Origin of the sequence: Bifidobacterium reuteri DSM 23975, assembly GCF_000741695.1 — a bacterium.
GTDB classification, from domain to species: domain Bacteria; phylum Actinomycetota; class Actinomycetes; order Actinomycetales; family Bifidobacteriaceae; genus Bifidobacterium; species Bifidobacterium reuteri.
This window is the reverse complement of record NZ_JGZK01000021.1, coordinates 1-14,747: the sequence shown is the minus strand read 5'-3', so window position 1 is coordinate 14,747 and position 14,747 is coordinate 1. Positions and strand designations below refer to the sequence as shown.

Below are 14,747 nucleotides of genomic sequence, written 5' to 3'. Positions count from 1 at the left end.
GAAAAGCTCTATTAAACAAGAATTGACATATGCTTGCGGACTACCCCTCAGTCGGCTTCGCCGACAGCTCCCCTGACAAGGGGAGCCAAGGAAAGGATCTATGTCAATTCTGGTTTAACAGAGAAAAAGAAAAGCCCCGCAGCTATGCAGGGCTTTTCCAACGAGGTTATAAGAGAGGAAGAGAAATAACCTCGTTTAATGGTTGGCAAAGCCGCAAGGCCTTACCAAGTGTTGATACTGATCGCTCAGTTCAGACGCAGCTCGGTCGACGGAGCGAACAGGTGCATCTTGGCCGGGTCGATCTTGATCTTGACGGTCGCACCGACCTTCGGAAGCGCACGCGGGTTCACACGAATCGTGGTGAGCTTGTTCTGGTCGGACATGACCTGGGAGGCCTCGGCGGCGGAGCCATCGGTGATGATGTTGCCGTAGATGTAGCCATCGGAGCCCAGATCCTCGACGTTGACGACCTTCAGGGAGAAGGCGTTCGGGTCGTCGGAGGCGGCCAGGCTGGCGTCCTCAGGACGGAAGCCGACCACGATCTGGTTGTTGTCCTCGGCGGTCAGCTTGTTGACGGCCTCGGCCGGCAGATCAACAGTGTCCTCACCGATCTTCGCCTTGCCGTTGACCACCGGGTGGGTGTTCAGGTTCATCGACGGGGAGCCGATGAAGCCGGCGACGAAGACGTTGGCCGGGCGATCGTACAGCTCGGTCGGAGCGCCGACCTGCTGCAGGATGCCGAGCTTGATGACGGCGATGCGGTCGCCCATCGTCAGAGCCTCGGTCTGATCGTGGGTCACGTACAGGGTGGTGACACCCAGCTGACGCTGCAGAGCGGCAATCTGGGTACGGGTCTGGACACGAAGCTTGGCATCGAGGTTAGAGAGCGGCTCATCCATGAGGAAGACCTTCGGCTCACGAACGATTGCACGGCCCATGGCCACACGCTGACGCTGACCACCGGACAGAGCCTTCGGCTTGCGGTCGAGGTACTCGGTCAGGTCGAGGATCTCGGCGGCCTTCTCGACGCGCTTGCGGATCTCTTCCTTCGGAGTGCCGGCGATCTTCAGGGCGAAGCCCATGTTGTCGGCAACGGTCATGTGCGGGTACAGAGCGTAGTTCTGGAACACCATTGCGATGTCGCGGTCCTTCGGCTGCATCGTGGTGACATCCTTGCCACCGATGAGGATGCGGCCCTTGTTGACCTCTTCCAGGCCGGCGAGCATACGAAGGGTCGTAGACTTACCGCAGCCAGAGGGGCCGACGAGGACGAGGAACTCGCCATCCTTGATATCAAGATTCAGATCATCCACAGAGGGCTTGTCGTTGCCCGGGTAGATACGAGTGACGTGGTCGAAAACGACTTCTGCCATAATTGCAATCCTTTCAGAGGCAGGTACGTGCCTCACGATCCGTGGTAAAGGGATTTATTCTTTACTGTGCTTCGACCTGTCGCCACCGACTACAACATTGCTTTCGGAAACTGCAAGCTTCAGCGTTTACTTTTTCCGGTTCAGTGAAGGTTCTCTTCGTTGAGCCAAGTTTCACTATACACGGCATATGCACAAAAACAAGGCCCGGAATGCGAAAATTTTCGCACCGCGTGTCGCGTGAAAGCAGCGCGGCACAGCACGGCGAGACCCGGCGTTACCCTAGAATCATGGAACACGATCCACTGGTCAGCATCATCATCCCGGTCTACAAGGTCGAGCAGTTCCTCGACGATTGTGTGACAAGCATCACATCGCAGACGTATGCCAATCTGGAAATCCTGCTGGTCGACGACGGCTCGCCCGACCACTGCCCCGCCATGTGCGACGCCTGGGCGGCCACGGACGCGCGCGTACGCGTCATCCATAAACCAAACGGCGGCCTTTCGGATGCGCGCAACGCCGGCATCGCGCAGGCCACCGGCGACTATATATACTTCGCTGATTCCGACGACACTGTCGCCCCCACATTGGTCGAGGATTGCCTCGCAGCCATGCGCAAGTACGACGCCGATCTGGTGATGTTCCAGTTCGACACCATTTCAGAGAACGGCAAGCCGCTGCTCTCCAACTATCGCCACAACGACTTCACCGAAGTGCAGGTGCTCACACCGGTGGAGGCGCTGAAAAAGCAGGTCAAGGCCGAAATCGACGGGTATTTCTGGGCGTTCCTCGCCCCGGCATCGACCTATCAGAACAACGATTTCTCGTTCCCGGTCGGCCGTAAAATCGAGGACCTCTCCCGCATCTGCAATGTGATCGGCGCCGCCACGCGCGTGGTGCGGATTCCCAAAGTGCTCTACCACTACCGTATGCGCGAAGGTTCGATCACCTCCAGCTGGGACCCCAAGCTTACGCGCGACTGGACCCGCGCCGCCGACGATCGCGAAGACTATATTCTCGAGCATTTCCCGGAGCTCAAGGGATTCATGACGCTGCAGCAGCTGAATTTCTTCGCGAATCTCGACTATGAGACCATCCGCCAATCGATGATCGCCGGCCTCAAAATCGACCCCGAAGATGCGGACGCGATTCGCCGGCACATCGACCGACTGACCAAGACCGCCAGCGAAAGCGACGAACCGATCCCGGATACGCTGCGCGAACTGCTGAGCCTGGTGAAGGTGGGCATCACCAAGCTCGCGGACAATGCCGCGGATGCACTGGGTTCCAGTGCCACGGACGCCTTGGCCGCGAGCTCGGACGACGCGCCTGCATGGCTTCTCCCGGCGAGGAACCCGGAAGCCGCCGGCACCGGAGCGGGCGCGGATGCTGCCGGCAAGGCCAAGTCGAACGACGAGCTGACGCTTGCCGAGCGGTTCCGCGACATGCGGGAGGATTGGCGCCAGCTGCGCATCCAGCACATCGAACATGCCGAGGAACGCAAGGAGAGACGCGAAGAGCGCAAGGCCGAGCGCCTCGCCGCCCGCAACGGCGTCACCTTCGAGGAGCGGCAGTAGCACAGCGCTAGCCTCACCGCTCAGCGGACGGTTGGCGGGATATAGTCGCTGAGATATCGCGCGAGCTGTGCAGAGGGATACGCAATAGGGCTTGGGCAATATGGGAGGCCCGAACCAACCTGAAAAGCCGCCGTTCACACGAAATTCCCAGACCATTTGCACGCGGCGTTGAACCTGGCGCGGTTATATGGAGTCAGGCCGCAACAGGCCAAACACATAACTGAATCCCTTCTTCTTCCTTCTCTCCTTCAAAGCCCGGCCCAAACAGCCGGGCTTTTCCTTTGGTGCCGTCCCCGCGCAGCCTACGCCGCCCACACCGCACCGCCGAGGCCAACAGCTAGGATGGCAGGGAGAGGAACATGACGGGAGGTCAAGGTCATGCGCGATATCAGGGTTGGGGTGGTCGAAGACGATCCCACCGCCTGCCAGAGAGTGCTGGATTATATGAACCAGTACCATAGCGAAACCGGCACGGAGTTCACAATCTCCGTTTTCGACGACGGCGAGAAGATCGTCGAGAAGTACACGCCCACGTACGACATCCTGCTGTTGGACATCGAGATGAAGCATATGGACGGCATGGCGGCCGCCCGGCAGATTCGCGAGCGCGACGATTCCGTGGTGATCGTGTTCATCACCGCCGCCCCGCAATACGCCATCAACGGCTATGAAGTGCAGGCGCTCTCCTATCTGCTCAAACCGGTCCCCTATTTCGCGTTCCGCCAGGAGATCAAGCGTTCGATCGACATGGTCCGTCGTCGTGCGGACGATGCGATGCTGATCGACACCGGCGGCAAGCAGATGCGGGTGGAACTGTCCGATGTGCTGTACCTCGAATCGATTCGGCACACGATCATCATTCACACGCTCGGCGGCAAACTATCGGTGACCGGCACGTTGAAGGATTTCGAGGAGCGATTGGCCGGGCAGAGCTTCTTCCGCTCGAATTCGTGTTATCTGGTGAATATGCAGCATGTGGTCGGCGTGGACGGCCAGGATTGCGTGATGTCGAACGGCGAGGCGCTGCGCATCAGTCGCCCGCGCAAGAAGGCGTTTCTGGTGGCGCTGGCCAATTATCTGGGATCAGGCGGGGCGACTTCGAATGCGGTCAGCGGCGCCACGGCCGCCTCGAACAACACGGGCACCACGGGCAACGCGAATACCGCTGCCACCACAGACACCGCCGCCACAGTCACAGCAAGCGACACAGCTGGATTTGCAGCAGCTTCCACGACGAGCGCCCCCGGCACCACCGCTGCAGCCGGAGTCTGACCGATGGATGGCAGCACCATCACCAACGCCCTGCCGGACATTCCGCGCATCTATACCGCACTGTGCGAATGGCTGGCCTGCATCGTCTATATTCTGGCCACCTACCGCCGAGTACCGTGGCAACGGACGGCGGCGGTAGGCGCAGCCGGACTGGCCGGCATGATCGTCATCCAGTACTTTGACGGCATCATGCCATTATGGTTCTGGATCATCGGCATGCTGCTGGCGTTCGGCGGCATGTGGACGATCGTGCGGTTCGGCGCAGGCACCGGCAACCGCGAAGGCCTGTACATCACCGCGCGCGCGTTCGTGCTGGGTGAGTTGGTGGCGTCGCTGCACTGGCAGTTGGTCATGTTCCTGAATCTGGGTGATACTGCCGCCGCCAAACAGCGGTATTCGCTACTGCTGCTGGCCCTGACGTACTCCCTGTGCTTCTTCGCCGCCTGGCTCTTGGAGCGTGGCAACTTCGCCAGCGATCGGCCGACCGACATCTCGGTACCGTTGCTGCTCGGCACTGTGGCCATCACCATCGTGACGTTCGCGATGAGTAACCTGAGCTTCGTCTCCACCAATACGCCGTTCTCCGGAACCGTGGGGCAGGAGGTGTTCTACATCCGCACATTGGTGGATTTCTGCGGTTGCGCGATCCTCTACGCGCAGCAGGAGCAGGCGCGGCGCATGGCAGCAAACGCCGAGCTCGCCTCCATCAACGCACAACTGGCCAGCCAGCATCAGGAATATCTGGCGTCCAAGGAGAACATCGAGTCGATCGGACGGCTCGCGCACGATCTCAAGCATCAGATCGCGGCGCTGCGGGCGGAAGTCGACCCCGAGCATGCGGCGGCCGGCTTCGAACAGCTGGAGGCTTCGGTGGCGGCGGCGAGCGCCCAGCAGCACTCCGGGAACCCGGTGCTGGACGTGATCCTGACCACCAAGATGCGCACGTGCGCCGATCGTGGCATTACGCTGACGGCGGTGGCTGATGGCAAACTGCTCGCCGGCATGTCCTCGATGGACATCGCCTCGCTGTTCGGCAACGCGCTGGACAACGCCATCGAGGCGACCAGCAAACTGCCCGACCGGCAGCAGCGTCTGATTCGACTGGCTTTGTATGGGCAGGGTCGGTTCATGGTGATTCGCGTGGAGAATTATTACGATTCGACGCTCAAGAAGGACTCGACCGGCGCGCTGCGCACGACCAAGCGGGACGCATCACGGCATGGATTCGGCGTGAAGTCGATTCGTCACATCGTCGCGCAGTACGGCGGTGAGGTGACGATCCGGACCGAGGACCACTGGTTCGTGCTGACCGCGCTGATACCGAGGTAAGGCCGCAGTTCAGCCGGTGATACCGCACGTTGCAGCCGGTGGCGCCACGGTGCAGCCAGTGATGCAGCGTGGCAGCCGGTAATACTGCGTTGGAGCCACAGCGATACCGCGTTAAGTTCGCGTCTCAACGAAACCGCCGCGAACATACAGCCCCTTACGGCCTTCCGACAGGCTGTATGTTCGCGAGTTCATCATCTCAACGCGAACATACGGTCGATAATAACCCGTACAGAGGCTGTATGTTCGCGCATGCCCTGTTGAGACGCGAACATACAGCCTCTTCCGTATTCCACGACTGGCAATCCAAGCAACCCCGGCAAACCATGCAACCCCGACAGACCGTGTTCCGGCACACTACTGCTGGCGACTATCGAATCAGAAGTCCCAATCGTCGTCGTCGGTCTCCTCGGCCTTGCCCATCACGTAAGAGGAGCCGGAGCCGGAGAAGAAGTCGTGGTTCTCGTCGGCGTTGGGGCTCAGGGCGGCGAGAATCGCGGGGTTCACGTCGCAAATCTCGGCCGGGAAGAGCGCCGGATAGCCGAGGTTCATCAGCGCCTTGTTCGCGTTGTAGTGCAGGAACTTCTCCACGTCCTCAACGAGGCCGACGCCGCTGTAGAGCGACTCGGTGTATCCCACCTCGTTGTCGTACAGCTCGTTGAGCAGGTCGTACGTGTAATCCTGCATGTCCGCGCGTTCGGCGTCGGAAAGCTGGGCGATGCCCTTCTGGTACTTGTAGCCGATGTAGTAGCCGTGCACGGCCTCGTCGCGGATGATGAGGCGGATCACGTCGGCGGTGTTGGTGAGCTTGGCGTGCGCGGAGAAGTACATCGGCAGGTAGAAGCCGGAGTAGAAGAGGAAGGATTCGAGCAGGGTGGAGGCCACCTTACGCTTGTACGGATTGTCGCCCTCGTAGTAGTCGAGCACGATCTCGGCCTTCTTCTGCAGGAACTCGTTCTCCTCGCTCCAGTCGAATGCGGCGTCGATCTGCTCGGTGGAGCACAGGGTGGAGAAGATGGAAGAGTACGACTTCGCGTGCACGGATTCCATGAACGCGATGTTCGTGTACACGGCCTCCTCATGCGGGGTGAGCGCGTCCGGGATCAGGGAGACCGCGCCGACCGTGCCCTGGATGGTGTCGAGCAGGGTCAGGCCGGTGAACACGCGCATCGTGAGCGTGTGCTCTTCCTCGCTCATCTGCTGCCAGGAGGGGATGTCGTTGGAGACGGGGACCTTTTCGGGCAACCAGAAGTTGCCGGTCAGACGGTCCCAGACCTCAAGGTCCTTCTCGTCCTCCAGACGGTTCCAGTTGATCGCGGAGACGCGGTCGATGAGCTTCAGGGGCTTGCGGGGGATGGAGATTGGTGCCATTGTTGTTCCTTTCACAGCATGCAGGAGACGCAGCCGGCCACTTCGGTGCCTTCGAGCGCCTGCTGGCGGATGCGGATGTAGTAAAGGGTTTTGATGCCCTTGCGCCACGCATAGATCTGGGCCTTGTTGAGGTCGCGGGTGGTGGCGGTGTCGGGGAAGAACAGGGTGAGCGACAGGCCCTGATCCACGTGCTGGGTGGCCTCGGCGTAGGTGTCGACGATGGCCTTCCAGCCGATCTCGTAGGCATCCTTGTAGTACTTGAGGTTGTCGTTGGTCATGTAGGCTGCCGGGTAGTACACGCGGCCGATCTTGCCTTCCTTGCGGATCTCGATCTTGGAGGCGATCGGATGGATCGAGCTCGTGGAATGGTTGATGTAGGAGATCGAGCCGGTGGGCGGCACGGCCTGCAGGTTCTGGTTGTAGATGCCGTCCTTGATGATCGCGGCCTGCAGCGCCTGCCAGTCGGCCACTGTGGGGATGGCGATGCCGAACTGGGCGAACAGCTCGCGTACGCGGGCGGTGCGCGGCTCCAGGGAGCGGCGGCCGTCGGTGTACTTGTCGAAATAGTTGCCCTGGCCGGCCGGCTTGGCGTAATCGGATGTCGGGAAGCTCTGGAACGCGCGGCCATGCTCCACGGCGAGCGCGTGGGAGGCTCGGTAGGCGTGGTAGGCCACAGTCATGAAGTACATGTCCGTGAAGTCGAGGCCCTCTTCACTGCCGTACATGATGCCTTCGCGGGCCAGGAACCCATGCAGGTTCATCTGGCCGAGGCCGATTGCATGCCCTTCCTCGTTCGCGCGGCGGATCGACGGCACGGCGTTGATCGACGTGTGCTCGGCCACCGAGGTGAGCGCGCGGATCGCGGTCTCCACGGTATGGGCCAGCCCGCCGTCCATCGCCTTGGCGATGTTGAGGGAGCCGAGGTTGCAGGAGATGTCGCGGCCGACGTGCTTGTAAGTGAGGTCCTCGTTGTATTCGCTGGGCTCCTGCACCTGCAGGATCTCGGAGCACAGGTTCGACATGGTCACACGGCCCTCGATCGGGTTGGCGCGGTTGACCGTATCCTCGAACACGATATACGGGTAACCGGATTCGAACTGCAGCTCGGCGATGGTGGTGAAGAACTTGCGTGCGTCGATGTAGGTCTTGCGGATGCGGTCGTCGGCCACCATCTCGTCGTAATGCTCGCTGATGGCGATGTCGGCGAACGGCTTGCCGTAGACGCGCTCGACGTCATAGGGGCTGAACAGCGCCATCTGCGCCTTCTGCTTGGCCAGTTCGAAGGTGATGTCCGGAATCACCACGCCGAGCGCCAGCGACTTGATGCGAATCTTCTCGTCCGCGTTTTCGCGCTTGGTGTCGAGGAAGCGCAGGATGTCCGGGTGGTGGGCGCTCAGGTACACCGCGCCGGCGCCCTGCCGGGCACCCAGCTGGTTGGCGTAGGAGAACGAGTCCTCCAGCAGTTTCATGACCGGGATCACGCCGCTGGACTGGTTCTCGATGTGCTTGATCGGAGCGCCCAGCTCACGCAGGTTGCTCAGCAGCAGGGCCACGCCGCCGCCGCGCTTGGACAGCTGCAGGGCCGCGTTGATGCCGCGGGAGATGGATTCCATATTGTCTTCGATGCGCACCAGGAAGCAGCTGACCGGCTCGCCGCGCTGCGCCTTGCCGAGGTTGAGGAAAGTCGGGGTGGCGGGCTGGAAGCGGCCGGCGAGCATTTCGTCGGCGTATTCGATGGCCTGCTGCTCGTCGCCGGCGGCGAGCTCCAACGCCACGGCGGCGCAACGCTGCGGGAAGTCCTCGAGGTATCGCTTGCCGTCGAAGGTCTTGAGCGCGTAGGACGTGTAGAACTTGAATGCGCCGAGGAACGTGCCGAACTCGAAGCCGACGGATTCCACGTGGTCGTAGAAGCGGTCGAGGAATCCGGCGGTGTACTGGGCGAACACGGCCGGGTTGTAGTACTGGTTGTCGATGAGGTACTTCAGGCGCTCGGCGGTGGAAGGGAAGGTCACGGTGTTGGCGGCAACATGGTTGGTCACGTACGCGCGCTCGGCGGCCTTGTCCTTGTCGAACTGGATCTTGCCGTTCGAGTCATACAGGTTGAGCATCGCGTTGAGCGCATGGTAGTCGTGCGCGGGATCGGTGGGCTCGGCGGCGTGCGATGTGTTGTCGAGCGCCAGTTCGGTGTTGGTGAAGTCGGTCATAGGTATTGCAGTCCTTGGTATTGAGGTCCTTGGATGGGGTTGGGCGCGTCTGGCTTCAGTGGATGGGTACGACGCGGCAACGTCGGAGGCGCATCCATTCGTTCTCTTGCCTTCTCCGGGGAAGCCGTAGCCGGCCGCGCGAATGATGCAGCAGGCCGGTCGGGTGGCCGCCTCCGATGGTCTTACCAGCCGTATTCGCCGGGAATCGCTGGAATCACTGATGGGTGAAGAACCGCACGAGGCCATCACGCACGGCCGCGGTGTCTTCAGGGGTGCCCATCAACTCATATTTGTAGAGGAAGGGCACGTGGCATTTGGCGGCGATGATGTCTCCGGCGGCGCAATAGGCCTCACCGAAGTTGGTGTTGCCTGAGGCGATGACTCCGCGGATCCATTCGCGGTTGGCCCGGTCGTTCAGGAATCGCTTGACCTGAATCGGCACAGCTTTCTTCACCACTCCTCCGCCGTAGGTGGGCACCATGATGACGTACGGTTCGCGGACGTTCAGCGGTTGGTCGGCGGCCTTGAGCGGGATGCGGTAGACGTTGAGGCCTTCATCCTGCAAGCGGCATCCGGCCACGAACCGTGCAGTGTTCTCGGACGCCGAGGAAAAGTAGACCAACGCGCCAATCACCTTGCCGGATTGCGCCGCGAACTCAGGCCGGCTGGCGGCACTGGCGTCCGCAGCGGCAACGTCGCGCTGATGGAGCCGGAGGAGCTCCGCATGATCACCCACCTGCGATGGAGCCATGTCAGCATCATACGCCGCGTCGGCTTCACCGCTTCCGCATGCCATGCGAGCGCTCTCGCCTGCCGCCACAGCCGAAGCCGCGCTGTTCATGTGACCCAGATTCACGCGGCGACCGGGGCCGGAGCGGCGGCCGCGGCCTGCTTGGCCACTTCGCGGATCAGATCAGGGCGGTATCCGGTCCAGGAGTTGTCCGGGGTGATGACGACCGGCGCCTGCTGGAATCCGGCGGCCTGCAACTGTTCCAAGGTGGAGGGGTTCTCCGTCAGGTCCACGACCTCGAATGGTACGCCGAGCTTGGTGAACTGGCGCTTGGTGGCTTCGCACTGCGGGCAATGCGGCTTGGTGAACACGGTGACGGTCATGGCAACTCCCCTTCAATCAATGCTGGTGAAAAACAAAACGAAGGCCATATTACAACCATGTGATTTGCAATCAAGCTACTATGTATAGTGGCGTGTTGCGCCTACAAACACTATATGTAGTGTTTATGGGCGTTATTCCGCCATTTGCCCGACGTTGCTAGAACAGCATGTCCGAGAGTACCTCATGCACTGTGGCCTTACTCACATCGATTCACGCCCCAGCCGCTACATGATGTCACTATCTCCTTTCAATGAGGTACATTCGCGGTTTTGCGGAAAGGTATCTGTCTTCAGTGAGGTGCCTAATCCATAAAAGCATGAATACAATCACCGTCATTCCAGCGTTGATAATCGCAATTTCGCGTATCAGGTACCACATTGAAGGCGGATGCCTTTCCGCAATGCATCACATGTACCTCATTGAAAGCAAATAGCAACACCTCTCCTTGTGTACAGCTTCGCGAAACGTCCTACGCCTACATACACAAAAAGGTCTGGCCGAAACGCATAGAACAAGCGTTCCGGCCAGACCTCAGGGAAGGGGAAGAAGAAACGACGAAGAATCAGATTATTACTTGGCAGCCTCCTTGTTCTTGGGCATGATCCAGAACTTGAGCAGCGGGTAGCTGACCACCACGGCCAGCAGGGTGTTGACCACGGAGGCGATGGTGCCGGCCACGCCCGCATTCATGCCCCAGCCCTGGCACAGCGAGGTCACATATCCAGGCAGCACGAGGTTGACGACCACGATCACGACGGCGAGAATCGCATACTTCCACGCGGCGTCCTTGAAGCTGGAGTCGGACTTGAACACCCACTTCATCTGCACGAAGAAGTTCACCACCTGCGCGATGACCTCGGCGCACAGGAAGGTGAGAAAACCGCCCAGGCCGTTGCCGGACTCCGGGTAGTTGAAGATGAGGAAGTAGAACGGCGCGGTCAGGCCCAACGCACTCACAAAGATGGCGGTACCGATCCATGTGACCACGAAGCGTGAGATCGTGGAAATGTTCGACAACACGTTGAACAGGATAAACTCCCAGATCGTGGGATGGTCCTTAATCCACTGACGAACCGGACCGAGTTTCTTGGCGTCTGCGCCCTCGGCGGCGGTCTTGTTGGCGTCAGTCATGATTGAGCTCCTTTGCGATGCGTTTGTTGGCGGATTGGTTGCGGAAGTAGCCGGCGATCAGGCCGCCGAGACCGCGGAAGGTGTGGCCGTTGCCGATGCTGACGATGGCGTCGACCATGGCCGAGTCGACCATGCCCTGAGTCATCTTGCTCATGGCGCGCGGCGGCATGTTGAGGATGAACAGGGTGTTGAGGTCGGGGGCACCGGTCTTCTGCCGCACCTTGGCCTCACGGCTGATCAGTGTCTTGGCGACCGTGCGCGCCACGAAACCGCGCGAATCGACCCAGCTGGAAATCGGGTCGTTGACGCCGAAGGTGGTGGGCTTGCCCGGCGCGATGACCTCATGGCCGAACAGTGTGGCCATTTCGGCGTCGGTGACGTGCTTGACGTCGCCGGTCAGGTAGTGTCCGAGGGCCGGGTTCGCAGGCGCGGCGTCCACATCGCCGGCGACGGCGAACGGCGTGGACAAAGGAAGGTCTTCGGCGTTCGCACCCACTGCAAGCGTCCAGATGCCCGATTCAGTGGCCCAACGATTGACGTCCACATCAAAATGACGGAAGGTGTAGCGGTCGAAGTCGATGTGCACGGTCTTGGATTCATGGGCGTCGAGTTCGATTTTGGCGAAGCCCTTGAGCTCGCGAACCGGACGCAGCACACCAGGCCGAGCATCCGCCGCAACTGCGGATTTCGCGGAATCCGCAGATCCCGCGGTCGCATCGGCGACTGTGCGGGACGGTCCGGAGACATACAGCTGGGCGACGGTGGCGCCAGGCACATCGGAATCGTTGGTCACCGTGAACTGCACGCCGGTTTCGTCGGCGGTCAGATTGCTGTAGGTGAACGTGGAGTAGCTGAGGCCGTATCCGAACGGGAAGCGCACCGGCACTTCTGCGGTTTCGTAATAGCGATAGCCGACGAACGGGCCCTCACGGTAGACGGCGTCGCGGCCAACCGCCGGATACCATCCGGCAGACGGGCAGTCGGCGTACTGCAGCGGCCACGTCTCGGCCAAATGGCCGGAAGGATTGACCTGACCGGTCAGCGCCCGCACAGTGGCGGAGGCACCGGCCTGGCCGGAAAGGCCAACGTACAGCACGGCGGCAACATCGTCGAACCATGGCAGTTCCACCGGGGAACCGGCCACCAGCACCACGACGACCGGCTTGCCGGTGGCCACCAGTGCGGCGACAAGGTCGTTCTGCACCTGCGGAATGGCCATGGTGGAGCGGTCGAGGCCCTCGGATTCGCTGCGCTCGTCTAGGCCGACCACGGCGATCACGGCGTCGGTGTCAGGCTGGGAGGCGAGCGCTGTGGCTTCGTTGAGGAGCGATTGGTTGGCGACGCCTTGACGGTCATAGCCTTGGGCGTAACCAGTCACAGTGACACCGGTCTGCTCAGCGGTTTCGGGGTTATGCAGCTCGTCCAGGATATTCTCCTCACGGGTGGCGTTCACCTTGGAGGAGCCGGAGCCCTGGAATCGTGGGGTTTTCGCCATATCGCCAACCACAGCGACCCGTGTGCCGGGCTTCAGCGGCAGAACCGGAGCAGTGGCGGCGGCAGTCGCATCGGCGGCAGCGATGCCTGCGCCAGCGTTCTTGAGGAGCACGGCGGAGCCTTCAGCCACTCGCCGAGCCACATTGTGGTGGGCTGCCGCGATATCGTTTGCAAGCAGATCATCACGCCCGACGCCTTCCGTGCGGGTCAGGCGGGCAATCTTGGCCACCTCCGCGGCGCGGGCGTTGAGATCAGCCTCGGAGAGCGTGCCGGCGGCCACCGCGCCTTCCAGCTCGCGCACGGAGGTATAACCGGGCGACGGCATTTCAAGGGAGCCGCCGGCCTTGACTGCGGCCACGGCGGAGTTCGAGCCTCCCCAGTCGGAGACGACCATCCCGTCGAAACCCCACTCGTCGCGCAGGATGTCCTGCAGCAGGTGCTTGTTCTCGTGCGCGTAGACGCCGTTGATCTCGTTGTAGGAGGTCATGATGGTCATCGGCGCGGCCTCACGCACGGCGATTTCGAATGCGGTCAGGTAGATCTCGCGCATCGTGCGCTCGTCCACCACCGAGTTGGATGCCTGGCGGCGCAGCTCCTGGCTGTTGACCGCGAAATGCTTGGGGCACGCGCTCACACCGTTGGACTGGATGCCGCGGATCAGTCCGGCGGCCATGCGCCCGGCCACGATCGGGTCCTCAGAATAATACTCGAAATTACGGCCGCACAGCGGGTTGCGCTTGATGTTCAGACCTGGGCCGAGCAGCACGTTGACGTCGAGGTCATGCGCCTCGCGTCCCAGCGCCTCGCCCATTTCCTCGGCGAGTTCCGGATCCCAGGAGCTGGCCACGGTACCCGCGGTCGGGAAGCAGGTGGCAGGCTTGGACGCACCCAAGCCGAGGTGGTCGCCCTCGCCTAGCTGGCGACGCACGCCGTGCGGACCGTCGCTCATCACAAAGCTGGGGATGCCGGCACGGTCGTTGCCGCGCGAATCCCATTCGGAGCCGCCGGAGAGCATCGCCGCTTTCTCGGCCACCGAAAGATCTTCGAGTTCCATATCGTTCTCCCTTGCACTGCACTATTATCCGGCGACTGTTCCGGCTGCCCATCGGTTTCCTTCGGGACTTCTGCACACCGGCACCGTCGCATCGGCATCGTTGTACGCTCGCCTCACGAACTGTTGCGCCACACTGCCGGCACCGCATCAATGCAGTGCCTAGGTCGCACACATTTCGCCGCTAGTTTGATTGAATCAGGTTCCGTCGGGCTGTGCCGTTCACGTTACACAACCTGTCATTTCCCGCGCACGATTGGTCTGCTGCAGGCTTGGGATCGTGCATGAATCTCTGCTATAGAGAGTTCAGCAAATACAGCGATGTATATCCGGGTATGTTTCAGATATAGATGGTCTGTGGTCGTGTTGTTTTATGGCCAGGGTCTTCTGGATGGCGTCCGCGTGCCTCCGTGCGGTGTTTCCGCTGTGTGCCGTGTTCGGCGTGTACCGGGCTCCCGGCTGGTTCCCGGGTCTTCTGTCGGCTGCCCCTCAGTCGGTTGCGCCGGCAGCTCCCCTGGCAAGGGGAGCCGACCGGTCATCGGCCCCCTCCGGTGGGATGTCACCGCAGGGCGGGGCACATATGGGAAAGCCCCGGTACCGTGTGGGTATCGGGGCTTTGTAACGTGTAATGCGGCGGCGTGCTACTCTCCCACACCCTGTCGGGTGCAGTACCATCGCCGTGCCAGGCCTTAGCTTCCGGGTTCGGAATGGGACCGGGCGTCTCACCTGGGCCATGGCCGCCGCAAGAATCATCATTCGGTCGGGAATCGTGTTCCCGCCGGCTTGTGGCGGCTTGGGAACCGGAGGATGGACGCGAGGATGTTCTGTTGTTTC

General features: G+C 61.3%; 10 protein-coding genes and 1 rRNA gene. 3 read left to right on the top strand and 8 right to left on the bottom strand.

Going from position 1 to position 14,747, the window contains the following annotated elements; translation table 11 throughout:
* Window positions 1-245: 245 nt before the first annotated feature.
* Window positions 246-1,373, bottom strand: coding sequence for an ABC transporter ATP-binding protein (locus BREU_RS10635; protein WP_044090298.1), 1,128 nt, complete (start codon window positions 1,371-1,373; stop codon window positions 246-248).
* 287 nt (window positions 1,374-1,660) lie between these two features.
* Between BREU_RS10635 and BREU_RS10630 the strand changes: the two genes are divergently transcribed.
* The 3 genes from BREU_RS10630 (at window position 1,661) to BREU_RS10620 (ending at window position 5,551) form a co-directional block, all read left to right on the top strand.
* Window positions 1,661-2,950, top strand: coding sequence for a glycosyltransferase family 2 protein (locus BREU_RS10630; protein WP_044090300.1), 1,290 nt, complete (start codon window positions 1,661-1,663; stop codon window positions 2,948-2,950).
* A gap of 378 nt (window positions 2,951-3,328) precedes the next feature.
* Window positions 3,329-4,222 (top strand): LytR/AlgR family response regulator transcription factor, encoded by an 894-nt coding sequence (locus tag BREU_RS10625; RefSeq protein ID WP_081886695.1) that lies wholly within the window; start codon window positions 3,329-3,331, stop codon window positions 4,220-4,222.
* A 3-nt stretch (window positions 4,223-4,225) separates the two neighbouring features.
* Window positions 4,226-5,551: an ATP-binding protein gene (locus BREU_RS10620; protein WP_044090301.1), complete on the top strand. Its 1,326-nt coding sequence runs from the start codon at window positions 4,226-4,228 to the stop codon at window positions 5,549-5,551.
* Between the two features lie 375 nt (window positions 5,552-5,926).
* On the opposite strand, the gene nrdF is transcribed toward BREU_RS10620, so the two are convergent.
* The 7 genes from nrdF to rrf all read right to left on the bottom strand — a co-directional run bounded on the left by nrdF (window position 5,927) and on the right by rrf (window position 14,658).
* Window positions 5,927-6,919, bottom strand: a complete 993-nt coding sequence (gene nrdF, locus BREU_RS10615) for a class 1b ribonucleoside-diphosphate reductase subunit beta (protein WP_044090302.1) — start codon at window positions 6,917-6,919, stop codon at window positions 5,927-5,929.
* 11 nt (window positions 6,920-6,930) lie between these two features.
* Window positions 6,931-9,123 carry a class 1b ribonucleoside-diphosphate reductase subunit alpha gene (gene nrdE, locus BREU_RS10610; RefSeq protein ID WP_044090305.1) on the bottom strand — a complete coding sequence of 731 codons (2,193 nt, stop codon included), beginning with the start codon at window positions 9,121-9,123 and terminating at the stop codon, window positions 6,931-6,933.
* A gap of 214 nt (window positions 9,124-9,337) precedes the next feature.
* Complete coding sequence (nrdI, locus tag BREU_RS10605) at window positions 9,338-9,874, bottom strand: class Ib ribonucleoside-diphosphate reductase assembly flavoprotein NrdI (protein WP_223847965.1); 537 nt, start codon at window positions 9,872-9,874, stop codon at window positions 9,338-9,340.
* A 101-nt stretch (window positions 9,875-9,975) separates the two neighbouring features.
* Window positions 9,976-10,236 carry a glutaredoxin family protein gene (locus tag BREU_RS10600; protein ID WP_044090306.1) on the bottom strand — a complete coding sequence of 87 codons (261 nt, stop codon included), beginning with the start codon at window positions 10,234-10,236 and terminating at the stop codon, window positions 9,976-9,978.
* 571 nt (window positions 10,237-10,807) lie between these two features.
* Window positions 10,808-11,368 carry a GtrA family protein gene (locus tag BREU_RS10595; RefSeq protein WP_044090307.1) on the bottom strand — a complete coding sequence of 187 codons (561 nt, stop codon included), beginning with the start codon at window positions 11,366-11,368 and terminating at the stop codon, window positions 10,808-10,810.
* Window positions 11,361-13,916, bottom strand: a complete 2,556-nt coding sequence (locus BREU_RS10590; RefSeq protein WP_044090308.1) for a glycoside hydrolase family 3 C-terminal domain-containing protein — start codon at window positions 13,914-13,916, stop codon at window positions 11,361-11,363. Before BREU_RS10590 ends, BREU_RS10595 begins: the two co-directional genes overlap by 8 nt.
* 625 nt (window positions 13,917-14,541) lie before the next feature.
* Window positions 14,542-14,658: ribosomal RNA gene (gene rrf, locus BREU_RS10585) — 5S ribosomal RNA — on the bottom strand.
* Between the last annotated feature and the right edge of the window lie 89 nt (window positions 14,659-14,747).